Source organism: Alteromonas sp. H39 (assembly GCF_047556435.1).
Taxonomy (GTDB): Bacteria; Pseudomonadota; Gammaproteobacteria; order Enterobacterales; family Alteromonadaceae; genus Alteromonas.
This window is the reverse complement of sequence record NZ_CP180210.1, coordinates 4,072,100-4,098,820: the sequence shown is the minus strand read 5'-3', so window position 1 is coordinate 4,098,820 and position 26,721 is coordinate 4,072,100. Positions and strand designations below refer to the sequence as shown.

Annotated in this window: 22 protein-coding genes; 18 read left to right on the top strand and 4 right to left on the bottom strand. The window is 52.0% G+C overall.

The window, feature by feature from the left end; genetic code table 11:
- Nucleotides 1-18: 18 nt before the first annotated feature.
- The 3 genes from ACLBLI_RS17900 to ACLBLI_RS17890 form a co-directional block, all read right to left on the bottom strand.
- Nucleotides 19-4,953, bottom strand: a complete 4,935-nt coding sequence (locus tag ACLBLI_RS17900; RefSeq protein ID WP_414828889.1) for a PAS domain S-box protein — start codon at nucleotides 4,951-4,953, stop codon at nucleotides 19-21.
- Between the two features lie 215 nt (nucleotides 4,954-5,168).
- On the bottom strand, nucleotides 5,169-5,489 hold the full coding sequence (locus ACLBLI_RS17895; protein WP_414828888.1) for a hypothetical protein: 321 nt from the start codon (nucleotides 5,487-5,489) through the stop codon (nucleotides 5,169-5,171).
- A gap of 113 nt (nucleotides 5,490-5,602) precedes the next feature.
- Nucleotides 5,603-6,583, bottom strand: a complete 981-nt coding sequence (locus tag ACLBLI_RS17890; protein WP_414828887.1) for an alpha/beta fold hydrolase — start codon at nucleotides 6,581-6,583, stop codon at nucleotides 5,603-5,605.
- A 182-nt stretch (nucleotides 6,584-6,765) separates the two neighbouring features.
- Between ACLBLI_RS17890 and ACLBLI_RS17885 the strand changes: the two genes are divergently transcribed.
- Genes ACLBLI_RS17885 through ACLBLI_RS17855 form a run of 7 tightly spaced genes read left to right on the top strand, consistent with a single transcriptional unit; the run spans nucleotide 6,766 to nucleotide 15,917 of the window.
- Nucleotides 6,766-7,842 carry an alcohol dehydrogenase gene (locus tag ACLBLI_RS17885; RefSeq protein WP_414828886.1) on the top strand — a complete coding sequence of 359 codons (1,077 nt, stop codon included), beginning with the start codon at nucleotides 6,766-6,768 and terminating at the stop codon, nucleotides 7,840-7,842.
- The gene (locus ACLBLI_RS17880; protein ID WP_414828885.1) at nucleotides 7,839-9,089 is read left to right on the top strand and encodes an acyl-CoA dehydrogenase family protein; all 1,251 of its coding nucleotides are present in this window, start codon (nucleotides 7,839-7,841) and stop codon (nucleotides 9,087-9,089) included. Before ACLBLI_RS17885 ends, ACLBLI_RS17880 begins: the two co-directional genes overlap by 4 nt.
- A gap of 42 nt (nucleotides 9,090-9,131) precedes the next feature.
- Nucleotides 9,132-10,328: an acyl-CoA dehydrogenase family protein gene (locus ACLBLI_RS17875; protein WP_414828884.1), complete on the top strand. Its 1,197-nt coding sequence runs from the start codon at nucleotides 9,132-9,134 to the stop codon at nucleotides 10,326-10,328.
- 10 nt (nucleotides 10,329-10,338) lie between these two features.
- Nucleotides 10,339-11,466 carry an acyl-CoA dehydrogenase family protein gene (locus tag ACLBLI_RS17870; protein ID WP_414828883.1) on the top strand — a complete coding sequence of 376 codons (1,128 nt, stop codon included), beginning with the start codon at nucleotides 10,339-10,341 and terminating at the stop codon, nucleotides 11,464-11,466.
- A gap of 18 nt (nucleotides 11,467-11,484) precedes the next feature.
- Complete coding sequence (locus ACLBLI_RS17865) at nucleotides 11,485-13,134, top strand: electron transfer flavoprotein-ubiquinone oxidoreductase (protein WP_414828882.1); 1,650 nt, start codon at nucleotides 11,485-11,487, stop codon at nucleotides 13,132-13,134.
- Between the two features lie 9 nt (nucleotides 13,135-13,143).
- Nucleotides 13,144-14,694, top strand: a complete 1,551-nt coding sequence (locus tag ACLBLI_RS17860; protein WP_414828881.1) for a 3-hydroxyacyl-CoA dehydrogenase — start codon at nucleotides 13,144-13,146, stop codon at nucleotides 14,692-14,694.
- Nucleotides 14,695-14,711: 17 nt separating this feature from the next.
- Entirely contained in the window at nucleotides 14,712-15,917 is a 1,206-nt protein-coding gene (locus ACLBLI_RS17855; RefSeq protein ID WP_414828880.1) for a 3-oxoadipyl-CoA thiolase, read from the top strand.
- Between the two features lie 56 nt (nucleotides 15,918-15,973).
- Here the strand turns inward: ACLBLI_RS17855 and ACLBLI_RS17850 are convergent, their stop codons facing one another.
- Nucleotides 15,974-17,155, bottom strand: coding sequence for a DUF418 domain-containing protein (locus tag ACLBLI_RS17850; protein ID WP_414828879.1), 1,182 nt, complete (start codon nucleotides 17,153-17,155; stop codon nucleotides 15,974-15,976).
- Between the two features lie 300 nt (nucleotides 17,156-17,455).
- Between ACLBLI_RS17850 and ACLBLI_RS17845 the strand changes: the two genes are divergently transcribed.
- The 11 genes from ACLBLI_RS17845 to ACLBLI_RS17795 all read left to right on the top strand — a co-directional run bounded on the left by ACLBLI_RS17845 (nucleotide 17,456) and on the right by ACLBLI_RS17795 (nucleotide 26,657).
- A complete protein-coding gene (locus tag ACLBLI_RS17845; protein WP_414828878.1) occupies nucleotides 17,456-18,253 on the top strand; it encodes an IclR family transcriptional regulator in 798 nt (265 codons plus the stop codon).
- Nucleotides 18,254-18,390: 137 nt separating this feature from the next.
- Nucleotides 18,391-19,056, top strand: a complete 666-nt coding sequence (locus tag ACLBLI_RS17840; protein WP_414828877.1) for a response regulator — start codon at nucleotides 18,391-18,393, stop codon at nucleotides 19,054-19,056.
- A gap of 1 nt (nucleotide 19,057) precedes the next feature.
- Complete coding sequence (locus tag ACLBLI_RS17835; protein WP_414828876.1) at nucleotides 19,058-20,362, top strand: ATP-binding protein; 1,305 nt, start codon at nucleotides 19,058-19,060, stop codon at nucleotides 20,360-20,362.
- Nucleotides 20,363-20,364: 2 nt separating this feature from the next.
- Nucleotides 20,365-20,712, top strand: coding sequence for a cupredoxin domain-containing protein (locus ACLBLI_RS17830; protein ID WP_414831000.1), 348 nt, complete (start codon nucleotides 20,365-20,367; stop codon nucleotides 20,710-20,712).
- Nucleotides 20,702-21,466, top strand: a complete 765-nt coding sequence (locus tag ACLBLI_RS17825) for an FTR1 family iron permease (RefSeq protein ID WP_414828875.1) — start codon at nucleotides 20,702-20,704, stop codon at nucleotides 21,464-21,466. The genes ACLBLI_RS17830 and ACLBLI_RS17825 overlap by 11 nt, the downstream gene beginning before the upstream one ends.
- Nucleotides 21,463-22,167 carry a hypothetical protein gene (locus ACLBLI_RS17820; protein WP_414828874.1) on the top strand — a complete coding sequence of 235 codons (705 nt, stop codon included), beginning with the start codon at nucleotides 21,463-21,465 and terminating at the stop codon, nucleotides 22,165-22,167. Before ACLBLI_RS17825 ends, ACLBLI_RS17820 begins: the two co-directional genes overlap by 4 nt.
- Nucleotides 22,168-22,387: 220 nt before the next feature.
- Nucleotides 22,388-23,086 carry a thermostable hemolysin gene (locus ACLBLI_RS17815; RefSeq protein ID WP_414828873.1) on the top strand — a complete coding sequence of 233 codons (699 nt, stop codon included), beginning with the start codon at nucleotides 22,388-22,390 and terminating at the stop codon, nucleotides 23,084-23,086.
- On the top strand, nucleotides 23,083-24,552 hold the full coding sequence (locus tag ACLBLI_RS17810) for an AMP-binding protein (RefSeq protein ID WP_414828872.1): 1,470 nt from the start codon (nucleotides 23,083-23,085) through the stop codon (nucleotides 24,550-24,552). The genes ACLBLI_RS17815 and ACLBLI_RS17810 overlap by 4 nt, the downstream gene beginning before the upstream one ends.
- Nucleotides 24,539-25,210: a TenA family transcriptional regulator gene (locus ACLBLI_RS17805; protein ID WP_414828871.1), complete on the top strand. Its 672-nt coding sequence runs from the start codon at nucleotides 24,539-24,541 to the stop codon at nucleotides 25,208-25,210. The genes ACLBLI_RS17810 and ACLBLI_RS17805 overlap by 14 nt, the downstream gene beginning before the upstream one ends.
- The gene (locus tag ACLBLI_RS17800) at nucleotides 25,207-26,019 is read left to right on the top strand and encodes an SDR family oxidoreductase (protein WP_414828870.1); all 813 of its coding nucleotides are present in this window, start codon (nucleotides 25,207-25,209) and stop codon (nucleotides 26,017-26,019) included. Before ACLBLI_RS17805 ends, ACLBLI_RS17800 begins: the two co-directional genes overlap by 4 nt.
- Nucleotides 26,016-26,657, top strand: a complete 642-nt coding sequence (locus ACLBLI_RS17795) for a tetratricopeptide repeat protein (protein WP_414828869.1) — start codon at nucleotides 26,016-26,018, stop codon at nucleotides 26,655-26,657. Before ACLBLI_RS17800 ends, ACLBLI_RS17795 begins: the two co-directional genes overlap by 4 nt.
- Nucleotides 26,658-26,721: the final 64 nt, after the last annotated feature.

Sequence of the window (26,721 nt, the reverse complement as noted above, 5' to 3'; positions counted from 1 at the left end):
GTGATCTGAACGGCGCACTTACTCATGCAAATGCGAATAAATCACCCGTAACGTCTTCATCAGGTTCTGCTTCGCAATTGGCCAGAAAATCGAAATGTTGTCGAAATTGTTGGTTTCGTAGTCAGCCTCCATACGCGCAGCCATATCGTTAAGCGGCTCGGAGTGAACCGTATTGATGACTTTCACCAGCTTTCTGGCACCCATCAGAATTTTGCCGTTGTTATCGTCCATTACCGCCTGATCCAATGTATCAATGGCCTCTGACAGGTTATCCATCAATTCGGTCAACGACTGTGCCAGCGAGCCAACCTGCTCGGTTTGTTGCAGGTATGGCAGTAGGTCAAACCAGACATTTGGTTCGGGTGGAAGCGGCTCTTTAGCAAAAGCAGGCGCCGGATGGTCTGGCGTTTCGGAGGCATTTTCTTTTTGTATTTCTGCCTTTTGTGCATCAACCAGCGCCTGTTCCTGCTCGGCCAGCTTGCTCTCACTGTCTTTCAGCTTCGTCTGTGCCTGTTGCAGCGCTTTTTCTTTATTATCCAGTTGTGATTTACTTTGATTAAGCTCGCTTTCCAGTTTCTTAAGCTGCTCATTTAGTTCACTCTGGCTGCTGTCCTGCTTGCTCATGGACGCTTTGGTTTGAGCATATTCCTTCTCTACTGCCGCGAGTTTCGCCGTTAAGGCTTCCTGTTTCGCTTGTAAATCGTTAATGCTTTGCTCACGTTCCTTCAGCGCATTTTGTTGCGATTTAACCTGAGATTGCAGCTTCGCTTCCTGCGCCTCCTGCTGCTTCAGCTTGTCCTTCAAGGCGTCAGCCTGGTCCCTGGCAGCGTTGAGTTCTGACTGCAGTTTTTGCTCTTCGCTTTGGGTTTGCGAGACTTTGGTTTCTGCCTGGGTCAGCGCCTGACGGCTCTGCTCAAGCTGCGACTGCATCGACGTATTCTGGTTTTGTGCCTGACTTAACGCTTCCTGAAGTTGTTTCTTCTGCGCCTCGATTTCTTCATGGTGCTTGCGCCACTGCTCATCACTGCCAGACATCATTTCTTTTTGCTTGGCAGCACGTTGGGCAACGTCAGACAGTTCAGATTTAAGCTGTTCGAGCATGGTCTGCTGTTCCTGACGAGCCAGCTTCTCTGCATCCATTTGTTTTTGTCTGGCTGCCAGCTCTTTACGGGCTTCTTCCAGCAACTGCTGTTTGCCTTCCAGCTCTTTGGCCAGTCTGGACTGTTCTTCCTGACGCTGTTTGTCGCTGCTGGACATGGCTTGCTGCTGTTCCTCAGCCCGCTGTTCCATTGCCGCCATTTCAGCTTGCAGTTTTTCCAGAAGTGCCTGCTGCTCCTGCCTCGCTTGCTTCTCAGCGTCCATTTGCTGCTGACGAGACTGTAATTCGTTGCGTGTATCTTCAAGTTGTTTCTGTCTTGAAGCCAGCTCTTTCTCCAGCGCGTCCTGCTCTGCCTGACGCGCTTTATCGGTTTCGGCAATGGCCTGCTGTTGCTCGGCCGACTTCGCTTCCATGGAACTGAGTTCAGATTTCAGCTTCTCAAAAATGGCCTGCTGACGGGCCTTCTCGGCTTTCTCTGACTCGGTTTGCTGCTTCGCATCCTGCAGGAACGCCTTGGTTTCCTGAAGTTGTTTCTGTTTGGCTTGCAAGTCTTCCTGCAGTTTGGCGTGCTCCTGCTTACGCTCTTCGTTCAGTTCAGCCAGCTTGCGTTGCTGCGCCTCCGCTTCTTCACGGGTGGTCTGCATTTCATCCTGCAGACGGTCGAGAATGGCTTGCTGGCGGGCTTTCTCAGCAGCCGCTTCTTCGTTCAGCTTTTTCGCTTCTTCCAGGTTGCGTGCCGTTTCTGTCAGTTGCGACTGTTTCGACTGCAAGGCCTCCTGCAGTCTTGCCTGCTCTTCCTTGCGCTCGGCGTCAATACGGGCCATCTCTTCTTGCTGCGCTTTCGCCTGTGCTTCGGCCTCCTGCATTTCCTGCTGCAGCTTGTTCAGAATACTCTGTTGCTGAGCCTTCTCCTGCTTGTCTTTCTCAGCCTGCTGACGGATATCGCTAAGCGCGCTTTCCGTTTTACTCAATTGCGACTGTTTGGACTCCAGCTCCTGCTGAAGTTGTTTGGCATAAGCTTCCATGTCGCCTTTTTCCTGTTGCGACATTTTTTCCAGCATCTGCATCTCATGTTGCAGGTGGTCTATATTGCGTGCTTTCGCGGCTAACTCTGCTTCTGCCGCCCTACACGCCAATTCGATTTCGCGACGTTGCTGCTCAGCCTTTTCACTGGCGATGCGCTGGTTTTTCAGCTGTTCACGAAGTTTTTCTGACGCCTGACTGGAGCTGACCAATTGTGATTGCAGGGTCTGGATCTGGCCGCTGACATCAGACAGTTGCTGATCTTTTTCGCCGATGGAGTCTTTCAGGCTGCTGATCTGCGTAAGATAGTGTTCCACTTCCTGCTGTTGTTTGGACTGTGCCTGTTTGAGGCGCTCTGTTTCCTTTTTGCTGTCATCGAGCTGTGCCTGTGCCTGACGATATTGCTTTTCACTGTACTGCAAGGCATCGGCAATCTGGTTGCGCTGCTGCTCAAGACGGCCTACTTTGGCGCTGGATTGCTCCAACTGAGATTCCAGTTCCGCGTTCACTTTCTGACTCTCAGCCAGCAGGGTTTTATTGCGGGTGTAGTCGCCCTGAAGACTGGCGAGGTGTGCGCTGATATCTTTGTGCGCCTGTTGCAGATCCGATATCGTATCCATTTTCACCGAGAGATCTTCTTCGGCTTCTGACAACTTCTGCTCTGTGCTGGCAAGGGTTTTCTCGGTCTGGGCCAGAGTCTGAGACTGGCGCTCGAGCTTACTCTGGCTGGTGGCAAGCAGCTGTTGTTTCTCTTCTACCTCCCGCTCAGCTGCCTCACGTAATTGCAGGGCCTCCATTCGTGCGGCATTGGCTTGTTCTAAGGCACGTAAGTCTACCCACAGACAGATAATGGATTGCAGCTCGCCATCTCGCAATATTGGGATGAGCGTCAATTCACAGGGCAGCTCTTCGCCTCGCAACGTATGCTGCCAGGTGAATGTTTGTACCTGGCCCTGCATACGAGCCGTGTTTAATTTTTCTGTCAGCTGACGGGCGCGTTCTTCTTTGGCGTTCAGCTTAATATGATCGGGGCCTTTGCCTAACAGCTCGTCTTCATCACGAAGGCCAAAGAACGCACAGGCCGCAGAATTGAGGTGGGTAAAGCCATCGTTTTCCAGAATGCCAACCGGCACGCTGGAATATTTCACCAGCCGCTCAAAGCGGGTATTTAAGTACTCCTGCTCTTCCCGGCCACCTATCCAGCATACGAATTCCTGCGGAATTTCACTGATTTTACTGGCATACAAGGTGGCTGAAACCGGCTTAAGTGAGCCCTTCAATTTAGCCGGAAGTTCTGCAAACTGATCATGGCGGTGCAGCTTTTTGGCGGCCCGGCCAGCGTCGTCAGACTGGCTGAACAGATCGTAAAATGTCCGGTTTGTCAGCTCGTCGGAGGATAAGCCAAGTTGGCGGGTAACCGTGTGATTCACTTCTTTAATGGTGTCGTCTCCGTCAAACACCACCACCCCCATTGGCGCATGATCGATGAAGGTACCCAGACGTTTTACCGCATGGTCCCGCGCTTTTTCCAGAGCAACCTGTTCGGTAATATCTTCTGCGATGACAATCATACCCGTGCGCTCACCGTCTTCAGAAAGTGCCTGAAGGTGCATGCGCAGCGTTTTGTGAACATCGTCACCCACGGTCAGTTCTATCACTTCCTTTTTCGCCATCATTGTCTCAACCTGCATGTGCAGACTTTTGAGTTTGTCGTTGAAACAGGTAACTTCGGTGACAGGTTTGCCTTTCACTCGCATGGGGTCGGCGCCAAAGACTTTGGCAAAATGTTTATTGCATTCAGTGATTTTTAAATCGGCATCCAGCAGGTAACAGGCATCAGGAATAGTGGATGACAGAGACTGGAAACGCTTCTTAATGGCACTGGCCTGCGCTGCATTTTCTGTTTCAGCCCGACGGCTTACCAGCGTCAGGTGGGTAAGCGGGTCGCTTACTGACGTCTGTTCAACACGAACCGCGTGCACCTCGACCGGGATCGGATGCAACTTGCCTTGCAGTGTCACCTCTATGGCTTCCGGCTCGCCCTCTTTTGCGCGCTCCAGCAGTTGCTCAATAGCAATGACGTCTGCATCAGCAAAGATACCGGGAATATCTTTTACCGATTGCGGCATGTCTGCCAACCAGTCAACCAAGGTGTCGTTGGCAGTGACAGTATCGGTGACGATGTTGATACGCATAAGCGCGGTGCGGGGCGTGTTCCACAGTGACATTAAATGAGTGGTGAGGGCGGCACCGGCATCCAGCGCTAGCTGGAACCGATTAACATCTTCTAAAATGATCTGACCAGCACATCCTGTGGTTTCCGGCATTTTAGGGATAACCCGAAGCCGATAGTGACGGTTCCGGGATGGCAAAATACATTGCAGGGTTTGTTCTTTGGCACTCTCCAGGGCCTGGGTAAGCTCATCTTCAATATCCTGCGGAAATGAATCGAATAATACTGAGCCCTCAATGGTTTCGGCTTTTTTGCCCAGTAGATACGCAGCTGTGCGGTTGGTATAAAGGATGCGTCTGTCTTCAGAATAGAGCACCACCCCGGTATTCAGACTGTCCATGCGCGCATTAATCTGAACGAGCGTGTCACGTTGCTGAGCAAACTGTCGTTGTTGACGTTTCACTGCCAGTGATTTGATGATGAAAAGTACAAGGAAAAGTCCAGCCAGGCCGACCAGTGCGTAGAAAACGGCAGTAAACAACCCAGGCGACAGACTTTGTACTTTATCTGTAATCGCCCACGCCGGAGACGTGATAAGGATCCCGCAAAGCGCAATCAAAATAGAAAACAGCGTGTTTCGCCGCAAAGTCACTTTCATGACACATCCATATTTCTAAGCTCAGACCAAAAATATAGTCTATACCGGATGCATGAGAATGTTTTTGTTCAATTTTTAAAACACGTCTTAACTTTCATACCCTTATTTACAATAAGGAAACTCAAAACGTACAGTTACCTCTGCGATAATGTCTAAGTGGGTCAAAAACGTACTATATTCTTTAGCGAAATCTGTATGTAATGAAGATACACAACTTATTCTGACGGTGGGCTGGCGTTGGCGCTTTTTCTTATTTCATCTGCCAGCCAGATGTCCCACTTAGCTTTGTCTTTTTCGAAGTTTGCCAGCAGAGAAATGAGAAGCGGACGAGGTACAAAAAACACCTGTGAACAAAATTCTGAGTTACAGCGAGCGCGCTCCTGAGAATCGGCATTTGCCAGTGCGTCTAACCCCAGTGCCTTCAGTGTTTCTCTATCATACGTGTAGATTACAGAGTCACGCCTGGCACCAAATCCCGGCATCATAGGAAGCACAGTAACCGCTTGATAGACGCGTGCTTTTCCCGCGCATCCCATGCGCGCTCATCAAAACAATGTACTCCATGGCAGGACTTTTCAAGAGTAACAGCACAGCGCCTGGCGTTAGCTGGACGTAACTCGCTGACAGTGTGCCGTACCGGTACTGTAATCTACTTTTCCGCGGTGGAAGATACAGGAGCGCCGGAAGTGTCTTTCACTTTCGTGTAAATTGTGTCGACCAATTCCGAGCAGGCTGCCGGGTCGCTGATTGGCACCATATGACCACGCTCAGGCAGCAGCACTGAGGTAACATCCTTTATCGTATCCTCAATGTGTTTCATGTGTAGTGACGGGGCCAGAACCGCGTCCTTTCCTCCAAACAGAATGCCAACCGGGCAACTGATGTCGCCGTACTGGCGAAACTGCTTGTACAGGCTTTTCTGCGCCGCCACGATGTCATTCGCTGCGCCGAAAAACGTGTCTGAACGCATGGATAATGCGCCACCAAAGCGCGTAGCAAAGTCACGCGGTGCTGCATCCGGTGCAAAAATGGCGCTTAAATTCTCACGCGCCTTGCGCATCCTTACCGGCGTAGCAAAAGTAGCCGACAAAAAGCGGCGGGTGGCCGGATTGGGTATATACAGGTTTTTCAACGGCCCTGCCGCTTCACTAAGCGGAGCAGTGAGAGGGCACAACAGAACCAGCCCGGCGCAGCGTTTTGGTTCTATTAACGCCATTTTAAGTGCGATAGCACCGCCCATGGAATGCCCTACAATCAGGGCGCGATCCAGGCCTGTCTTTGTCATCCATTCAAGTAGCATCGACGCCTGCTTTTCGAAGTTTGCGCTCTCTGGAACGTCACGTCTTGCATGTCCCGAGCCTGGGCGGTCCACACTGTACACTGTATAGCGCTCTGCCAGCATCGATTCCATCGCGGAGAAGTTGTGTAAGTTGCCGGAGAGGCCATGAATAAGAACCACCGGTTCACCTTGTCCAGACTCCTGCCAGTGAATGCTTCCGCCATCAACGTCAAGCGACTTTCCCGAGGGCGGGAACTGTTTATTTATGGCTGCATCCACGCGGCGAGTGTACATCCATGCCAGAAAAACGACAGCGAGTGCAACGGCAATAATTACCAATAACAGTGTCATAACGGGTTCCTTAATCTACGCTTTTTCAACCATACCACTGCGGCTCAGAAATACACGATAAAGAAAATGAATGGGGTGATATTTAGTTTCGTTATTGTATTTGTTGTACCGCAGTGCGGTAGTATCTTTCACAATTTAGAGCGACTGGCATTCTGGTGTCAACGCAACAGAAGGAGGCGGCTGTGTACAGTCAGCAATTCTCAGAATACGGCGAAGCCCTGAAAAAACAAGACTACGAGACACCCAGACCGACGGGTAAGGCGGTGGTAGTGAAGGTAGAAGCGTGCGGAGTGTGCCATAGCGACTTACACGTGTGGGACGGCCACTTCGATATGGGCGGCGATAATAAAATGGACATCCGTGCCATTCGCGAACTGCCCTTTACGCTGGGACACGAGATAGCCGGGGAAGTTGTCGCTGTTGGTGAGGATGTCACTGATGTGAAGCCAGGGCAAAAGCACGTGATATATCCCTGGATTGGCTGCGGACATTGCCAGCTCTGTGATAGCGGGTTTGAACACATCTGCAATCAACCGCGTTCTTTAGGCTTTGCCGTTGATGGCGGTTTTAGTACTCACGTTATCGTGCCGGATGAAAAGTACCTGCTGCCGTTGGGTGATTTACCGGCCTCTTTGGCCTGCACCTACGCGTGCTCAGGTGTCACAGCTTATAGTGCGATTTCACAGATTCAGGCGGCGTCGAAAAATGGGGCCGTACTGATTGTCGGTGCCGGCGGTGTCGGATTGTCTGCATTGGCGATGGCGAAAAGTCTGATTGATGCCCACATCATTGTGGCGGATATCGATCCGCAAAAGCGCGAACTCGCTCTGGAGGAAGGTGCTGATGAGGTGTTTGATCCTGCCGACAGTGACGCCTTTAAAGCCTTAATGAAATCCACCAATGGTGGCGTGGCCGCTGCCGTGGACTTTGTCGGCTCAGATAAAACGGCGTTGCTGGCTACGCGCTTACTGCGTAAAGGTGGCATTGCCATCATCGTAGGCTTGTTTGGTGGGGCAATGCAGATCCCGGTGCCCATTCTGCCCATTAAAGCCATCACCATAAAAGGCTCATTTGTCGGCAGCCTGGAAGATATGAAAGCGCTGATGTCGCTGGTTCATGAAGGCAAAGTAAAGCCCATCCGCATTACCGAAAAGCCCCTTTGTTGCGCCAATGAAACGTTAAGCGCGATGAAGCAGGGGCAAATCACCGGGCGGGTGGTACTTCGCCCGGATCAGGACAGCGAGGACACACAGGCATGAATTTCGAATACAGCGATAAAGTGAAAGGTCTGCGCTCGCAGCTTCTTACCTTCTTTGATAACTACATTCTGCCGCGCCTGAGCGCTTACCGAAACGAAGTCCATGATGGCACTTACCCGGTATCGTTTATGGAAGATTTGAAAGCGCTGGCGCGTGATGAAGGGCTGTGGAACTTATTTTTGCCGTCGCTGAAAGACGACGAGCCGGGAACCCGCCTGACCAATCTGGAATACGCACCGCTGGCAGAGATCATGGGGCGTGTCAGCTGGAGCGCAGAAGTCTTTAACTGTAACGCACCGGATACCGGCAACATGGAACTGCTGCACATGTTTGCCACGCCAGCCCAGCGCGAGCAGTGGCTGAAACCACTGTTAAACGGTGAGATACGCTCATCTTTTGCGATGACTGAACCCGACGTCGCCTCGTCAGATGCCACCAATATTCAGACCAGCATTGTTCGTAAAGGTGATGAGTATGTGGTGAACGGGCGCAAGTGGTATATCTCCAATGCCGCGCATCCTAACTGCAGGCTATTCATTCTGATGGGGAAGACCGACGAGCAGAACCCGGATCGCCATCGTCAGCAATCGATGATCCTGATCCCTAAAGACGCGCCGGGCGTGAAGGTCGTGCGGAATCTGTCTGTGATGAACCATATCAATGGGCATGGACACTGCGAAGTGACCTTCACCGATGTGCATGTACCGGCAAAGAACCTGCTGGGCGAGGAAGGTGAAGGTTTTGCCATGGCGCAGGCGCGTCTGGGGCCGGGCCGTATTCACCACTGCATGCGCAGTATTGGTCAGGCGGAACTGGCACTGGAACTTATGATTGCGCGCTCTCAGGAACGTAAAACCTACGGCAAATATCTGCATCAGCACGGCGCGGTTGCCGAGTGGATTGCTAAGTCACGCATTGAGATTGAGCAGGCCAGACTATTGGTGCTGCGCGCAGCATGGGCCATTGATGAACGCGGAGCCAAAGGTGCGGCGGATGAAATCTCATTGATAAAAGCACTGATACCTACGTTGCACACCACGGTGGTTGACCGCGCTATGCAAACCTTTGGTGCGATGGGCACGGGGCCGGATTTGCCGCTGGCAGATATGTGGACTCAGGGCCGTGCACTGCGCTACGCCGATGGCCCCGATGAAGTACATCTTCGCAAGATTGCGCGCATGGAGCTTAAGCGCGCGCAAGAGAAGGGGGCCGATCTCAGTCACTATTTTTACACGTCAGCTGAGTAACTTGCTGACCAGGACACGTTATTAACTACGCAGGATATCGCCATGAATACAGATTTCACAGAACAGGAACTGGCGTTTCAGAAAGAAGTTCGCGCTTTCTTTGAGAACGAATTGCCCGACAGTGTAACCCGCCGTTTAAAAGCCGGATTGCGCATGGATAAAGCGTCTCAGGTAGATTACCAGCAAGCGCTGTACGAGAAAGGCTGGGCTGGCATTAACTGGCCGGTGGAACACGGCGGTACCGGGTGGTCAGCCACACAGCGCTATATTTTCTTCAATGAGGCAGCCAGAGCGAAAGCCCCCCGTATTATCCCGTTTGGCCTGAACATGGTCGGCCCGGTGATTTATAGCTTCGGCAATGACGAGCAAAAGAAACGTTTCCTGCCGGATATCCTGTCGAGCAAAGTATGGTGGTGTCAGGGCTACTCAGAGCCTAACGCCGGTTCCGATCTGGCGAGCCTGAAGACCAAAGCGGTGCGCGATGGTGATAACTACATAGTGAATGGCGTGAAGACCTGGACCACTCTGGGCCACTATGCCGACTGGATCTTCTGTTTGGTGCGCACCAGCGACACCGGCAAGAAACAGGAAGGGATCAGCTTTTTGCTTATCGACATGAATTCGCCTGGCGTTACGGTGAAGCCCATTATCACGCTGGATGGCCGTCGTGAAGTCAATGAAGTGTTCTTCGAAGACGTGAAAGTGCCGGTAGAAAACCTGGTAGGTGAAGAAGGCAAAGGCTGGACCTACGGCAAGGTATTGCTGACTCACGAACGCAGTAATATTGCCGGTGTAGCCACCAGTAAGCAGCGCCTGGCTGACATCAAAGGCATGCTGAATAACCCGCCTGCCGGTGTGCCGCCATTGAAAGACAACAGCGTATTCATGCAGCGCGTAATGCAGACCGAGGTCGAGTTGACGGCACTGGAATACACCGAGCTGCGGGTATTGTCTTCGGTCAGTACTGGCAAAGCGCCGGGACCTGAGTCCTCTATTCTGAAAATTAAAGGCACCGAGGTGCAGCAGGCGCTCGATGAACTGTTCCTGGAGCTGGCCGGCATCTACGGACTGCCGTTTGTACCTGAACAATATGATGATGAAGATCCGTCTCTGAAACTGGAACCGTTCTTCGCACCAAATGCCGCGCCACACTATTACAACAATCGTAAAGTCACGATTTACGGCGGCACTAACGAAATTCAGAAAAACATCATCGCCAAGCAAGTGCTGGGCGTGTAAGGAGGACACCATGGATTTTGCATTAACCGATATTCAGGAGATGCTGAAAGACAGTGCCTCCAAGTTTATTACTAACACCTACGCCTTCGACGCCCGTCAGAAGCTAAGTGAATCCGAAAGAGGGTACAGCGAGGAGCATTGGCAACTGTTCGCTGAGCTAGGCTGGCTGGCATTGCCCTTTGAAGAGCAATACGACGGCCTGGATGGCACAGCGGTAGAGCTGATGGTGCTGATGGAAACGTTGGGCAAAGGGCTGCTGTTGGAGCCCTACCTGTCTACCGTGGTGTTAAGCGGAAACCTGATCCAACGTCTGGGCACCGAATCGCAGAAAAGCGAGTGGTTAACTGCTATTGCCGGTGGCGAGAAAAAGGTGGCGTTTGCTGGCTTTGAAACCGCCAGTCAGACAGATATTACTGCCATTACTACCCGTGCTGAAATTAACGGCGATACCGTCAAGCTGTCTGGTAAAAAGCCGGTAGTGTTGCACGCGCAATCTGCCGATGTGTTGCTGGTGGCGGCAAAAACCAGCGACAGTGAGGTTGGCGTATTTATGGTGTCGCCTAAGGACAGCGGCGTGACTATTTCCTCCTACCCCACAAACGATGGCGGCCGCGCGGCAGACGTGACACTGAATAACGTGACTGTCGCTGCAGACGCTCGCTTAGGTGAGGGCGGAAGCGCAGTAGACGCGATTAACCGCGTACTAGCTGATGCCATTATCGCGGTGAGTGCTGAAGCTGTGGGTCTGATGGAAAAGCTGTTGAATGCGACAGTGGAATATACCCGCGTTCGCAAGCAATTTGATATGCCCATCGCCCGCTTCCAGGTACTGCAACATAAGATGGTAGATATGTTTATGGAAGTGGAACAAGCCCGTTCGATACTGTACTACGGTGCGATTTCCCTATCTGCCAACAATGGCGAGGATGCAGTGAAAGCAGCATCCATGGTGAAAGCCAAGATTGGTAGTGCCAGTCGTCTTGTCGGACAAACGGCAGTGCAGCTTCACGGTGGTATGGGCGTAACAGAAGAACTGGACGTCGGCCACATGTTCAAGCGTCTGACGATGATCAATACCCTGTTTGGTTCTCATGATGCGCATATGGATGCGTTGATTAAAGCCGAACAGGCTGCCTGATTGACTGCGGAGGGTAGTATGGAACGCGAAATCATGGAATTCGATGTGCTGGTTGTCGGGGCAGGCCCTGCTGGTCTGGCAGCTGCTTACCGGGCCAAAAAGCAGGCGCAGGATGCAGGTGAAGATTTGCAGGTGTGCGTAATTGAAAAGGGCTCGGAAGTGGGCGCACATATTCTATCCGGGGCGGTAATGGATACGCGAGCACTGGATGAGCTTATCCCTGACTGGAAAGAGAAAGGCGCCCCCCTTAGCGTGGAGGTGACAGAAGACCAGGTATTCTTGTTGTCAGATGCCCAAAAATCTCGCCGCATTCCAAATGCCTTCGTACCCAAACCGATGCACAACAAGGGCAACTATATTGTGAGTTTGGGCAACGTCTGTCGCTGGCTGGCGGAGCAGGCCGAAGCAATCGGTGTAGAAATCTTTCCTGGTTTTGCCGCCGCTGAAATCTTGTACGGTGACGATGGCCGTGTTGAAGGGATCATTACCGGTGATATGGGGGTTGGCGAGAATGGCGAGGAAAAAGACGGCTACATGCCGGGCATGGCGTTAAAGGCCAAATATACCCTATTCTCGGAAGGAGCCCGCGGGCACTTGGGCAAGCGCTTGATTGAAAGGTTTAAGCTGGATGCCGATGCTGACCCGCAGCATTATGGTCTGGGAATAAAAGAATTGTGGGATGTTCCCAAAGCGGTGCATAAACCGGGTCTGGTTATTCACGGTTCCGGCTGGCCGTTGTCGGACGGCACCTCAGGTGGTTTTTTTCTCTACCACGGGGCGGACCAACAGGTTGTTGTGGGGCTAATTGTCGATCTTAATTATCAGAACCCTCACGTCAGTCCGTTTGAAGAATTCCAGCAGATGAAACACCATCCGGAGTTAGCGCAGTATCTGAAAGACGGAAAACGGGTTGCCTATGGCGCCCGTGCTATCACCAAAGGCGGGTTAAATGCGCTGCCGAAGATGGTATTTCCCGGTGGTGTATTGATTGGCTGTGACGCCGGCACACTCAATGTCGCTAAAATCAAAGGCACGCACACGGCCATGAAAACCGGCATGCTGGCAGCAGAAGAAGCGGTTCGCGAGCTGCTTGGCAGCGAGTCGTCAAAGCCCGAACTGAGCGGTTTTGAGGTTGCCTTCGAAAATAGCTGGGTATATGACGAGCTCAGACGCAGCCGCAACTTCGGCCCGGCACTGCATAAATACGGCACCTTGCTGGGCGGGGCATTTAACTACATCGAGCAAAACTGGTTTGGCGGCAAACTGCCCATGCATTTGCGTGACACTACTCCCGACCACGCGCAGCTAAAACCCGCCGCTGAGTGCGACGTGATCCAGTATCCGAAACCCGACGGCAAGCTGAGCTTTGATAAGCTCTCATCCGTGTTTCTTTCCAATACAAACCATGAAGAAAATCAGCCCTGCCACCTGAAGCTGAAAGACCCGGCCATTCCGATTGAGCACAATCTGCCCAAGTTTGATGAACCGGCCCAGCGGTATTGCCCTGCGGGGGTGTATGAAGTGGTAGAGAAAGCAGGGGAAAAGCAGTTTGTGATAAACGGACAAAACTGTGTGCACTGCAAGACCTGCGACATTAAAGATCCGGCGCAGAACATCACCTGGGTTGTGCCAGAAGGGGGCGGCGGCCCCAATTACCCGAATATGTAAGGACAGCATATGGCTGACTCTCAAATTAAACAGGTTGCCGTGATCGGAGCCGGTGCCATGGGGCGCGGCATTGCCCAGCTCATGCTGCAAAGCGGGCTTAGTGTTAAGTTGTTCGATCTTGATTCTGACATGCTTGACGATGCTCAGAAGACAGTTTTTTCAATGCTGGACAAGCTCGTAAGTAAGGGCAAACTGAGCGAGCAGCTTGCAAACAATGCCCGTGATGCGTTGTCGTTACATAGTGCGGATGACTTGCATCCCTGCCGTGACGTGGATGTAGTTGTAGAAGCCATCGTTGAGCGTCTGGAGGTGAAGCAAAAGCTGTTTACCTCACTGGAAACGATTGTGCCGGATGCCTGTATTCTCGCATCGAATACCTCATCGCTATCGGTTACCGGTATCGCCAGCGTCTGCGACAAGCCTGAGCGCGTTGCCGGACTGCACTTTTTCAATCCCGTTCCAATCATGAAGCTGGTGGAAGTGATTGGTGGACAGCGCACGGCACCAGACGTGACTGACACCCTAAGCAAGCTGGTAACATCATTGGGCCATGTTCCTGTAGTGGTAGCGGATATGCCCGGCTTTCTGGTGAATCACGCCGGACGTGCTTACAGCACGGAAGCCCTTCAGTTGCTGCTGGAAACAGTCACTACCACACAGGAAGTCGACCGCATTTTAAAAGCGCATGCAGGGTTCAAGATGGGGCCATTTGAGCTGTTTGATTTAACCGGACTGGACGTGTCGCATGCGGTAACTGAATCGGTGTTTAATCAGTATTATCACGAGCCGAGATACCGTCCGAGCCCGCTGGCAGCGAAGCGTGTAGAAGCCAGCCTGCTGGGCCGTAAAACCAAAGAAGGGTTTTATACTTACCCTCGTGACACCAATGATGCTGTGGTACCCACTGATGTGCCTGACACCCTACCCACAAGCGTCTGGCTGGATGCGTCGTGTCAGCAATGGGGCGATGAGTTTGTCGCTACGCTGCATTCACTTTGTAATAAAGCGGGGATATCGGTGGAAACCGCTGACACGCCCTCTTCAGATGCATTGTGTGTTTGCGCGCCAATGGGTAAAGACACCACCACAACTGCTGTCGATGCAGGGCTGGATGCCACGAGAACCGTGGCTGTCGATGCGCTGTTTGGACTGAGCGCACATCGGGTAGTGATGATCTCTCCGGCTACCTCACCTGCATATCGTGATTATGCTCATGCCCTGTTTGCTCAGGGCAATTATCCTGTCAGTGTGGTTAACGACAGCCCTGGTTTTGTTAGTCAGCGGGTGTTGGCGGCCATGGTGAATCTCGCCTGCGAAATCGCCCAGCAAGGCATCGCTCAGCCCGATGACATCGATAAAGCGGTGACACTGGGATTGGGTTATCCGAAAGGGCCGCTGGCCTGGGGCAATGCCTTAGAGCCAAAGCGGATCCTCACTATACTGGAAAACCTGCAAAGACTGACCGGAGATATGCGTTATCGCCCCAGTCAGTATCTTCGACGTCGTGTGGCGCTTGGTATGTCGCTTAGCGACACCGGCACACAGGCAAGTCAGGCCTGATCTCAAGGAGTACTAACATGTTAAACGCCTGGATTTATGATGGCCTTCGTACCCCGGTAGGGCGATTCGGTGGTGCACTGGCTACGGTCAGGCCGGACGATTTGCTGGCCGGATGCTTAAGTGCACTGATGGCAAGACAACCTTTGTCGCCGGACAAACTCGAAGATGTGATTATCGGGTGTACTAATCAGGCGGGTGAAGATGCCCGTAACGTGGCCCGACACGGCGCATTGCTGGCCGGTATTCCGATTACCGTGGCTGCGCAAACCCAAAACCGTCTGTGTGGCAGCGGCCTTTCGGCCACCATTGAAGCCGCCCGAGCAATTTCCTGCGACGAGGGCGACTGGATGATTGCTGGTGGCGTGGAAAGTATGACCCGTGCACCGCTGGTGATGGCAAAAGCGGAAACCGCGTTTAGCCGCCAGTGTACAGTCTTCGACTCTACCATTGGTGCCCGTTTTCCAAACAAGCAGATAGAGGCACTGTTTGGTCGCGATACCATGCCGCAAACCGCAGACAACATTGCCAGGATGCTCAATATTGGCCGTGAGGAAAGTGACGTGTTTGCATATGGCTCGCAGCAAAAATATGCAGCCGCCAAGGCGCGGGGCTTTTTCGAAGAAGAAATTACCGAAGTACAGGTCCCTGGAAAAAAAGGGAAGATAACCCGGGTCGTTGATGATGAACATCCGCGCCCTGAAGCCACGCTGGAAAAGCTGGGTACGCTGAAAACCCTGTTTGAGGGAGGTGTGGTTACGGCCGGGAATGCCTCAGGTATTAATGATGCCGCTGCGGCTTTACTGCTGGGCTCACTGGATGCTGGCGAGAAAGCCGGTATGAAGCCCCGCGGGCGCATACTGGCAGGGGCTGTGGCGGGGGTTGAGCCCCGCGTAATGGGGTTAGGGCCGGTGGATGCGATTAACAAAGCGCTCACCCGGGCTAAGCTTTCACTGAAAGATATGGATGTTATCGAAATAAACGAGGCCTTTGCGACGCAGGTGCTGGGTTGCTTAAAGCAACTGGATATCGCTTTTGATGATGCTCGGGTTAACCCTAACGGTGGTGCTATTTCGGTGGGGCATCCTTTAGGTGCCTCCGGTGTGCGACTTGCGTTGACAGCGCTACGACAGCTGGAAGCCACGGGCGGCCGTTACGCGGTGGTGAGCCTGTGCATCGGCATCGGCCAGGGGGTGGCGATGGTCATAGAGCGGTGTGACTACTGAATCAGATTTTCGATTGTGTGTCTTTTGGTGCAACTGCAATAAAAATACGCGGACTATTACATTGATTTTACTGTCATTGGACGACGCCCGTACGTTGCCCAGCGCCATAAGTACTCAAGGGGCCCATAACCAAAGTGATGCAGACTAAAAGTGCCAAGCAGATTGAAAAGGGCAAATACACCCAGCGCAATCAAAAGACCAGTGAAAGGCGCTACGACGGAAAGTAAGTTGAAGCCCAGAGGCAGGAACAGGACTGCGTAAATCACGCAATGGCCGATATAGGCAGTAAGTGCTATGCGCCCTACTGGCGCAAAGATACGCTTCACCAGTGATTGATAGGATGAGTGATAGAGAAGAAATAAGGCCAGCGCATAGCCAACAGCCACCATCGGCACACCGATATAATGCAGCGCTTCGCGCAACCACACCGGAGAGATAATGACCTCTTCCCACATCAGTGTGGTGAGTAGCTCTATCAGCAACCCCAGAGGCAGCACCCACCGGACATGGCGTTTCATCCATCCGGTTTTTTCTGCCAGTGAATAAATCAGTTGCTTGCGTACAAGCCAGCTACCGATAAAGAAGCGCCCCAGGACATAGAATACCCAGGCGAGGATCCCACCGTGCAAGATTTCCTCTTTAACATGCAGAGATACCATGGTTTGTAACCAGACGCTGTAGTTACCGGAGCCGATGGCATCGTATTGCATCTGAATGGCGGTATCGGCGGGAAAGCCCAGCATGCTATCGCTTTCCAACAGTGGTCTGGCTGCCAACGCGAAGAGAATACCTGCTAGTAGCATGGTGGACGGTTTAATACGGCGCAGCAGAAACAAAATCAACCCAATAAGCGCGTATTCATGCAGTACGTCGCCGGGGAAAATAAACACGACATTTACTACCCCAAGACAAAAAAGAAAGCCAAGACGACGAAGATACAACGCTCTGAAGTCTCGCCCGCTTTGCTGAAAACGTTCCAGCATGATCCAGAAGCCAATACCAAAGAGGGTTGCAAACAGCGTATTGGCTTTGTTAAGAAACAGCAGATCTGAGGCAAGGACGGTCAGACTGTGCAGAGGGTTATCCAGCCATGAGAAGAGTACGTCTTCGTCTGTAGGCAATTCGTAAAACGCAAGGCCGACAAAGTGAACGATAAAAACACCAAGTAAAGCGAAGCCCCGAAGCACATCGAGTTCTTCGAGGCGGGGCATTGGCGCGCCATACTGGATATCCTTCACACCGCATTCCTTCTGCTGGCACAAGCCATTAAGGTCACACACAGCAGTAATCCTAGTACAGTTTTGTCTGAACCCATACTACTTAATGCTGCACACACGCAGGACTCTTCACACGGCTCAGAGCACGTTCATTTATTGCCTTCTGCTCCTTATGACCAATATCACACCGTCCTGAAATTGGTAAACTTTCAGGTGCAGTGTACAATCTGTTAATTAAGCCTTTGTTGGCACTAATAATAACCCGGTAGAGTGGATTGCGAGTGTCAGCCTCGAACCGGTGCAGCGTGAAAGTTGGTGAGAATGAACGATTTTTTTGATTTGCCCCGCAAAAAACCGGAAGAAAAAGACCGCAAATTTGTTGAGGCGCTGGCCCGCGGGCTTGATGTCTTAAGGGCGTTCAGCCAGCAAGGCGGCGTATTGGGCAATCAGGATCTGGCCAAGCTCACAGGTTTGCCCAAGCCTACCATTTCCCGAATGACCTACACGCTCAGTCAACTGGGCTACCTGTCTTTCAACCCACAACTTGAGAAATACCAGTTAGATACCGGCGTGCTGGCTCTGGGCTATGCTTATACGTCGAATCTTCAGGTGCGCCGGGTGGCCAAACCCATTATGGAAGCATTAGCTGCGCGCGTGAACGTTTCGGTTGGCTTAACCATCCGTGAGCGTTTGTCGATGCTTTACGTGGAGAATTGCCGCGGCGATGACTCGCAGGCGCTGCGAATGGAAGTTGGTTCTGCACTGCCTCTGGCGAACTCTGCGGCAGGCCGGGCTTACCTCGTTGGCTTGCCTGAAGACGAGCGCAACATGGTGATGAAAGAAATAAAAGAGCGGGTGGAAAAAGATCGCTGGAAGTCTTTGAAAAAGGGAATTGAAAACGCTATCGCAGAATATGAGTCAAAAGGTTTTGTGACCTCCTTTGGTGACTGGGACCGGGCTGTAAACAGCGTTGGCGTGCCGCTGCAATTAAAAGATGGCCGCATTCTGGCATTAAATTGTGGCGGGCCTACTTACCTCGTATCTGAAGAGTTAGCGCTGAGTTCGCTTGGCCCGCAATTAGTGCACGTTGGCAGAGACATCGTGGCAACAGGGGTGTAATACGTCACCTTTTTTACAGCATTCTCCGCCACACCGGGCTGATATTTCTCTTCTTATTCGTAGTGCGACTTTATGCTTAAGGCTGACTTAAGAAATTGCTGTTATGCTTAAGCAATATTCCTCTGTAAACCAGTGTTATGCGTATATTGTTGGTGGAAGATGACCGGCCGCTTTCCGAGGCACTTTCAAGCTCTCTGCGTCGCGTAAACTATGTGGTCGACTGTGTGTTTAGCGGACGAGAAGCGCTGACGACGTTGCTCGCCAGCCAAACCGATATTCTTATTTTGGATCTCGGACTTCCGGATATGGATGGATTAGAGGTATTACGACAAGTACGGCGTAGTGCACCTACCCTACCGGTAATCATTCTTACTGCCCGTGATAAAACCACGGATAAAATTCTCGGGCTGGATGCCGGCGCCGATGACTATCTTCCCAAGCCGTTTGACATTGATGAGTTGCTGGCCCGTTTACGCGTGCTTGAACGCCGTCTGGGTACCGCCAACAGTGCCTTAATTGAGGTCGGGAAGGTAAGTTTAAACACGCAAACGCTGGAGCTAACCGTTGACGGTACGCCAGTCCCTTTGCCGCGTCGGGAACTGATGCTGTTAAAAGTGTTGATTGAAAATGCAGGGCGCATTCAGTCAAAACAGCAATTGGAATCGCGGCTTTACGAGTGGGGCGAGGAAGTGGCCAGCAATGCGGTTGAAGTCCATATTCATCACGTCAGAAAAAAGATGCCTGAAGGGTTTATCAAAACCGTGCGTGGTGTGGGCTATTGTATACCTGTAGCCGGAGCCTGATTTGTCGTCTATTCGCCGTTATATGACCTTGATTCTGGTTAGCGCGATGGTGCTTATCATCTTCAGCGCTGCCATCCATGGTTACCGCGCGGCAATGACCATGTCATCACAATTACTCGACAGTGAGCTCAAGAGCATGGTGCAGGCGGTGACGCTGTACTATCTGCCTGACGAAGAGGCACACCCCGAGAGTGACCTGGTGTACCAGGTGTGGAACGGCGACAGGCTGGTATCACACTCAGTCAATGCGCCCAAAGAGCCCATCGCGTATGGCGATGCGGCATTCAGCGACCAGAATTTTCAGTCTTCCCGCTGGCGGGTGTACCAGCAGCCGTTGTCTAACGGCATGGTGGTCATGGTAGCGCAACCGCTGCAAAACCGTATCACACTTACAGATTCGCTGACGGTTTCCGCTATTATGCCATTTATTTACAGCGTGCCCATTCTGGCGATCATTGTTTTCTTTTTCGTGTCCCGAGGGCTGAGCCCACTGAAAACGCTGTCAGCAAAGTTATCCGCACGCAAAGGGAAAGATTTATCTCCGGTACACTTGTCCCGTGTACCCGAGGAGATGCAACCCGTGGTCGATACCCTGAACGCCATGTTTTCAAGGTTGCATGACGCCTTTGAACGCGAACAGCAGTTTGCCTCCAATGCCGCCCATGAATTGCGCACCCCCCTGAGTGTGATGAAGATCAATTTACACAACCTGGCGACGGAGATGCCGGGTGAACAAGGTAAATTGCGAGCCATTCAACAGGATGCTGACAGAATGATTCATGTGGTGAATCAGATCCTGCTGCTAAGCCGCACCAGCCCTGAGCTGTTTTATTTACAGCTTTCCTCGGTGGATGTGTACCGTATTGCACAGCGCGTGATCACAGATTTGTACAGTAAAATTGAAGCGAAAAAGCAGGATATCAGCCTGCATGGCAACGACACTTTTCTGATGAGTACCGAGTTTGCGCTTTATACCCTCCTGCAAAACCTGATTGCCAACGCCAGTGCTTATTCACCAAACGAGGCGACGATCCAGGTCACCATCAGCTCTGATGCGCAAGGTGTTGTTATTTGCGTAGAGGACAGCGGGCCAGGAATTGCGCCTGAAGAGCGTGAGAATGTGCTCAAGCGCTTTTATCGCGACCAGCAGGATGAAAAATACAAGTCACACGGTAGTGGCTTAGGGCTGGCTATTGTTGGACAAATCGTCACCCTGCACCAGGGAAGCATTACCCTTGATACCGCTTCACTTGGTGGCCTGAGCGTGACAGTTACCTTGCCATCAGAACAGGGAGCGTTATGTTAAGAATGCCTTCCCGCGCTCTGATAGCGCTGTCCCTTTTTTCCTGTCAGGTCAACGCGGCGATGCCAGAGGCGACGGTTGAAATCAGAAACCACCTGTTTGCGCCACAAGAGGTCATTATTCCTGCCAACAAAAAGGTGCGACTGGTTTTTGTTAACTATGATGCCACCCCTGAAGAAATTGACAGCTTCGATCTTAATCGCGAAAAAGTCATTTTTGGTCATAGTAAGGGCGTGATTTATGTTGGCCCGCTGCCGCCAGGAACCTATCGTTTTTTTGGTGAGTATCACCCGAATACTGCGGTAGGCACTGTACGGGTTATCACACCGGAGGCATTGCCCGATGCTGATTAATACAGTCATTTTGTTTATTCGCGACACCCTGCCGGTTTTTTTGCTGGTAAGTCTGGTATTGGCACAGGCGTCGCACATAACCCGCATGCTGACGCTGGCACTCATAAGCGGATTAATACTGGCAATGCTGACATACAGCAGTCTGGGAACGCTGTCGCCTATGTTTAACGGTGGCGGCTTTGAGTGGTTAAAAGTTGTCGCACTGGTAGTTGCCTGGGGCGCTTTTTGTGAATGGATGCGAAGGCTCTCTGCCATGCATGGAACGCAAACCGGTTGGCCGTTTTATATTCTGGTAACCATGATCACGCTGGTGAATGCCGTGCATTTCTTAATCTATTCGTTTGCCTACTGGTCTTCTCAGCAGGCGGACATGGCGCTGATGGTCGGCACGGTGATTGGTCTTGGCATCAGTTGCAGTGTTGCGGTGCTGCTTTTTGTCGCAGTCTCTGCAATGCAGCGTCAGTGGCCGAAACGCGCGATGCTCAGTGTATTTGTGGCCGGGCAGGTAGCATCAGTGGCGGTATTGCTGGAGCAAATCAATGTGCTGACCGAGTCATCCAGGTTATGGGATACGAGTAACTGGGTGGCAGATGACAGTGAGTACGGGCACTTGCTGAATGTGCTTTTTGGTTATGAAGCCACGCCAAGTGCCGCCTACGTTCTGGTTTATCTTCTGGTGGCGTTAAGCCCTGTTGTTTATGGTTTAATTGCAGCCCGGTTTCCTCCTGTCTCATCCGTCGCGAGGTCATTATGAGAGTGTTTTTGCCCGCGTTGCTTGTGTTGGTCACTGGGCTGCTGTCAGCCAGTGCACAGGCAGACAACTTCAATGTAGATAAGGTATACCATCCTTACGTGCTTCCGTTTGAGCGGGAGTTCGAGTGGCGGCTGACATCCAGGCAAAACGACAATGGCAATGTGCTGATGCAGCGGATTTCCTATGGGCATGCTTTGTCAGAGCGCATTGTGCTGGAAGGCTATATTGTGGGAAGCCGTGATGAAAACGATGACTTTGGCACGGAAGGTTATGAACTTGAAATTCGCTGGATGCTTACCGAACAAGGTAAGTACTGGGCCGACTGGGGAGCATTGTTCGAACTGGAAAAACAGCACAACACCGATGACTGGGAAGTGACAGCCGGGCTTCTCAACGAAAAAGAATTTGGTCGTTTCAGCCTGACTACAAATGTGATGTTGGTCTATGAGTGGGGAGAAACGCTGGAGGACGAAATTGAGGGCGAATTCAGAATGAAGTATCGCTATCGCTGGATCCCAGAAGTGCAGCCTGCAATTGAGTTCTATGCCGCCGAAGGCTATGTGGGAGTGGGGCCGGCATTCATGGGGATCCGCCGGTTCGATGGCCAGCGCCAATTGAAATGGGAGTTGGGATTTATTGCCGGGCTTAATGGAGACAGTAAAGATCACACTTTAAGAATGTCGCTCGAATACGAATTTTAAACCACGCAGCCTGGTCACAGGCTGCCGTCGCACCAGCCCTTAAACTGTTTTATTGTTCTTCCATTCTTTATTTTTGTTCAGCCGTCGTTGCGCGCAGGGGACCGTTTCAGTAACTCCGTCACGGGGCGCGTGAGAAATTTTACCAAAATGATTCAGGCTTAAGCTTTCCTTAAGATTGACAGCAGATACTTCATAGCAACAGTCAACAAGAGTGTGCCATATGTTGTGTCAATCGGAAGTATTCCAACCTGGAAGCCTGCTAAAACCGGTGCCATTGCGTCGGCAGGCCAAAACGTCTATTGACCTGATAGTCGCTGAGGCCGGTACCCGCTATCGCAATACACTGGAAGCCTTTATTCATGAGGGTTTCAGTAAAGCGTACGGGGCACAGGTGCGCGACTTCTTGCCGGTTCTGGTGGGCGTAGGACGTGGTAAGCCAGAAGCTGCGCTTGGGATCAGAAAAGGAACCTCACCACTTTTTGTGGAGCAGTATTTGTCAGCACCGTTGGAAACCGTGCTGGAACAACACGCTTTGTCGGTTCCCCGCAAGCACATTGCCGAAATCGGTAACCTCTACAGTGCCTCCCCGCGCTTTACTATTCCGCTGCTGCTGGCAACGGCTATGGCGATGTGTGAACAGGGAGTCGCAGTGTTGGTGTTCTCGGCCACGGATAAGTTACGCCAGTTACTTTCAAAAAATGGTGTGAAATTGTCCGTACTGGCAAAGGCTGATCCGTCTCGTCTGGCACCATCGCAAAGCCAGTGGGGACGCTATTACGATAGCCAGCCGCAAGTGGTGGCATTCTCACTGGAAGAAACCTTCGCGCTGTTTGCAAAAAACAACACGCTAAGTGCGATTACCGATTCTATTTCTCTGGCCTTTCCGGCGTTTTCACGCACGTTAGGTGCTTCGTTATGATCCTGAGAAATGCTAATCAATGGCCGGATAATGTCGCGCTCGAATCTGGTTCGCAGCAGATACGCTATGGTCAGCTTGTTGTCGCTGTCTCGATGCGCGCAAAGTGGTTGAAAGCCCAAAAAGTACGTCGGATTGCCTTGTTAGCGGATAATGGTCCTGAATGGGTGATGTGCGATTTGGCCTGTCAGCAGGCAGATATTGTGCTGGTGCCTGTGCCCTCCTTTTTCACCTCTGCCCAACAAACGCATCTGCTCAGTGAGGCTGGTATTGAACTGGTGATCAGTGACCGCCCTCTTGACGCAGAGGAGACTGCTCAGTGTCCGTTTGAGGGCTGCCTCGCTTATCATCGGCATGTAACAACAGTACCGGCTGTCCCCAAGGGAACGGGAAAAATCACATTTACATCAGGCTCTACCGGTACGCCGAAGGGCGTGTGTCTCAGCACCCTGTCGCAACACGTAGTAGCGCAGTCACTGGTGGCATCGTTGAAGATGCCAGAAGTCAGACACATCTGCGTATTGCCACTGGCGACATTGCTGGAAAACGTTGCCGGTGTTTATGCGCCATTACTGGTCGGCGGTACCGTCGTATTACCAAACGACACGATGCGTGGTTTTCACGGAAGCCGCCTGGTAGCGCCGAATCAATTTCTGTCATGTCTTACTGCGTCTTGTGCCCAGTCGATGATCCTGGTGCCTGAGCTTTTGCAGCTGCTGGTGTCGGTATCGCGTCAGGGCTGGAGGCTACCGGAAACCTTTACGTTTGTGGCGGTGGGTGGCGCAGCTGTCCCTGAACCCCTCGTGATCGAGGCAAGAAAGCAGGGGGTGCCAGTCTATCAGGGATACGGGCTGTCAGAGTGCGTGTCGGTCACCACGCTGAACTTGCCTGACAAAGACCGGGCGGGCAGCGCGGGGCAGGCTCTGGGACACAATCGCCTGACTATCGAAAATGATGAAATTGTCGCCAGGGGAACCCATTTTTTGGGTTATCTGAATATGCCCGAGAGCTTCTATCCTGCGCAAGTCCGCACCGGAGACCTTGCCAGAGAGGAAGACGGGTACTGGTTTATTCATGGGCGGCGCAAGAACCTAATCATCAATTCGCTGGGGCGCAATATATCTCCCGAGTGGATAGAAAGCGCGCTGATGGCAACCGGGCAGTTCGCTCGGGTAATGGTAGTCGGTGAAGGGAAACCCCATTGCGGGGCACTGTTACTGCCTGCTGACAACACGCTTTCTGACTCACAGATTCAACCAACGCTGGACTACGTCAACGCGTCGTTGCCGGATTATGCCAGGGTGGTTGTCTGGCACCGTCTGGCTGCAATACCGGATGACCAGAACCTGCTGACGGCAAACGGCAAAATGCGACGGGACAGCATGACTACCTATTATTCATCACAAATTGAGGCTATGTACCAACGGGCAGATATGCAGCTGGAGGAGTGTAATTATGAAATTTTATGAACGTTTGCAAACGGAAACTCAGACTCAGCGAGCCTATTTAACTGAATCTCCAATTATAAAACAGTGCTTTACCGGCGATATCTCACTGAGTGACTACACTGCGTTTCTTACTCAGGCTTACCATCATGTCAAACACACCGTGCCGCTGTTAATGGCTACGGGTGCGGCATTGCCAGAGTCAAAGGAATGGCTGCGTGAGGCCATTGGCGAGTACATTGAGGAAGAAATGGGCCATCAGGAGTGGATCCTCAATGATCTTGCTGCCTGTGGTGAGGACAAAGCGCGCATACGCTGCAGCCAGCCAGCCGCTGCGACAGAGTTGATGGTCGCTTATGCTTATGACGGTATTCACCGCAACAATCCGCTTTGTTTTTTTGGCATGGTTTTCGTTTTAGAAGGCACCAGTATCGCGTTGGCGGACAATGCTGCAGCGTCAATTAAGGCGGCGCTGGACTTACCCCCTGAAGCCTTTAGTTACCTTCGCTCTCACGGCTCGCTGGATCAGGAGCACATTGTATTTTTTGAAGGACTTATGAACCGGATTGAGGACAAAGATGAGCAGGATATGATTATCCATTCGGCAAACATGTTCTTTCAGCTATACGCCAATATCTTCCGTACCCTGCGTACCGAAGAGCGGGTAGGAGAAGCAGCATGAAACCCTTTACCTGGAAGCGTCAGGTGTGCCTGATAACTGGCGCTACCGGCGGTATAGGTGAGGCTATTGCCATTGCGCTGGCAGAGAAAGGTGCCTCGTTAATTCTGACCGGGCGTAATCACGAGAAGTTGTCAGCATTGCTGTCTGTGCTGCCCGGACATCACACGCTGGTATGTGCCGATATCACGCAACCGGAAGGCATCGATAAAGTGCTTAGCGTATGCCGCGCGAAGGCGCCAACCATGTTGATTAATAATGCCGGGGTCGCTGTCACGGGCGACTTTACGCAAACGCCTGAAGCAGACATTGGTCGGGTTATTACGACGAATCTGGTTGCTCCTATAATACTAACGCAGCGCCTTTTGCCGTTACTACGACACGCAAAAGAGGCGCACGTCATAAACGTGGGATCAACGTTTGGTAGTATCGGTTTTCCCTGCCACTCGCTGTATTGCGCGAGTAAATTTGGCCTACGCGGCTGGACTGAGTCGCTGATGCGGGAATACGTAAACACGGGAGTCCGGTTTCTGTATCTGGCACCACGGGCAACTCGCACCAGCATAAATTCCAGCGCGGTAGTAGAGATGAATGAAGCCTTAGGAAATCAGATGGATGAACCCGCGGAGGTAGCTGATGCGCTGATAACGCAGGTTGAAAAGGGTCAGCGTCGCCGCTTTCTGGGGCTTCCTGAAATGCTGTTTGCCAGAATCAATGGGGCGTTTCCCGGTTTAGTTGACCGTGCCCTGATCAAAAAATTACCGACAATCCAACAGTTCATGTCGTCGACGGAAAAGGAGACCATGCTATGAAAAAACTCATGTCTGTCGTTCTACTCGCCATTGTTAGTCTGTCTGTCAGTGCAGGCATGCAATCTACTCTCAGTTTGCAGCATATCCAGGCTCGCTGGGCGCAAATTAACTACCAGCAGGAAGAGGGGGATGCCAGAACTGACGCCTTTGAAACGCTGATAAAAGACGCGGCATCGTTGGTTGCCAGTCAGCCTACCGCAGAGCATTACATCTGGCTTGGCATTGTACAGTCTACTACCGCGGGTGCTGAAGGTGGCCTGGGGGCGCTAAGCTACGCCAAGGCGGCTCGTAAGAGCCTGGAAAAAGCGCTGGCTATTGATGAGAATGCCCTGCAGGGTTCGGCACTCACCAGTTTGGGAGTGTTATACCACAAGGTGCCTGGGTGGCCGATTGCGTTTGGTAGCGACAAAAAGGCCAAACAGTTGCTCACGCAGGCGCTTAAGATTAACCCTGATGGAATCGATCCGAATTACTTTTATGCCGAGTTTCTCTATGACGAAGGGGAGTATCAGAAAGCCATGGAGTACCTGAACAAAGCACTGGCAGCCTCGCCCAGGCCTGACCGTGCGCTGGCAGATGAAGGCCGTCGTGGTGAAATACAGGCTCTGATTGCGAAAGTGGACAATAAGCTGCACTAAGCCGGGCCATTGTTACAAGTGCCGCCGTTATTCCCGCTCGCGCCCGTCAACGGGCGCGACTGCT

Bases quoted from the DNA above. Each gene is read 5' to 3' on its own strand.
- ACLBLI_RS17900 (WP_414828889.1), bottom strand. From the start codon at position 4,953: ATGAAAGTGACTTTGCGGCGAAACACGCTGTTTTCTATTTTGATTGCG.
- ACLBLI_RS17895 (WP_414828888.1), bottom strand. From the start codon at position 5,489: ATGGGATGCGCGGGAAAAGCACGCGTCTATCAAGCGGTTACTGTGCTT.
- ACLBLI_RS17890 (WP_414828887.1), bottom strand. From the start codon at position 6,583: ATGACACTGTTATTGGTAATTATTGCCGTTGCACTCGCTGTCGTTTTT.
- ACLBLI_RS17880 (WP_414828885.1), top strand. From the start codon at position 7,839: ATGAATTTCGAATACAGCGATAAAGTGAAAGGTCTGCGCTCGCAGCTT.
- ACLBLI_RS17875 (WP_414828884.1), top strand. From the start codon at position 9,132: ATGAATACAGATTTCACAGAACAGGAACTGGCGTTTCAGAAAGAAGTT.
- ACLBLI_RS17870 (WP_414828883.1), top strand. From the start codon at position 10,339: ATGGATTTTGCATTAACCGATATTCAGGAGATGCTGAAAGACAGTGCC.
- ACLBLI_RS17865 (WP_414828882.1), top strand. From the start codon at position 11,485: ATGGAACGCGAAATCATGGAATTCGATGTGCTGGTTGTCGGGGCAGGC.
- ACLBLI_RS17860 (WP_414828881.1), top strand. From the start codon at position 13,144: ATGGCTGACTCTCAAATTAAACAGGTTGCCGTGATCGGAGCCGGTGCC.
- ACLBLI_RS17855 (WP_414828880.1), top strand. From the start codon at position 14,712: ATGTTAAACGCCTGGATTTATGATGGCCTTCGTACCCCGGTAGGGCGA.
- ACLBLI_RS17845 (WP_414828878.1), top strand. From the start codon at position 17,456: ATGAACGATTTTTTTGATTTGCCCCGCAAAAAACCGGAAGAAAAAGAC.
- ACLBLI_RS17840 (WP_414828877.1), top strand. From the start codon at position 18,391: ATGCGTATATTGTTGGTGGAAGATGACCGGCCGCTTTCCGAGGCACTT.
- ACLBLI_RS17830 (WP_414831000.1), top strand. From the start codon at position 20,365: ATGCCTTCCCGCGCTCTGATAGCGCTGTCCCTTTTTTCCTGTCAGGTC.
- ACLBLI_RS17825 (WP_414828875.1), top strand. From the start codon at position 20,702: ATGCTGATTAATACAGTCATTTTGTTTATTCGCGACACCCTGCCGGTT.
- ACLBLI_RS17820 (WP_414828874.1), top strand. From the start codon at position 21,463: ATGAGAGTGTTTTTGCCCGCGTTGCTTGTGTTGGTCACTGGGCTGCTG.
- ACLBLI_RS17815 (WP_414828873.1), top strand. From the start codon at position 22,388: ATGTTGTGTCAATCGGAAGTATTCCAACCTGGAAGCCTGCTAAAACCG.
- ACLBLI_RS17810 (WP_414828872.1), top strand. From the start codon at position 23,083: ATGATCCTGAGAAATGCTAATCAATGGCCGGATAATGTCGCGCTCGAA.
- ACLBLI_RS17805 (WP_414828871.1), top strand. From the start codon at position 24,539: ATGAAATTTTATGAACGTTTGCAAACGGAAACTCAGACTCAGCGAGCC.
- ACLBLI_RS17800 (WP_414828870.1), top strand. From the start codon at position 25,207: ATGAAACCCTTTACCTGGAAGCGTCAGGTGTGCCTGATAACTGGCGCT.
- ACLBLI_RS17795 (WP_414828869.1), top strand. From the start codon at position 26,016: ATGAAAAAACTCATGTCTGTCGTTCTACTCGCCATTGTTAGTCTGTCT.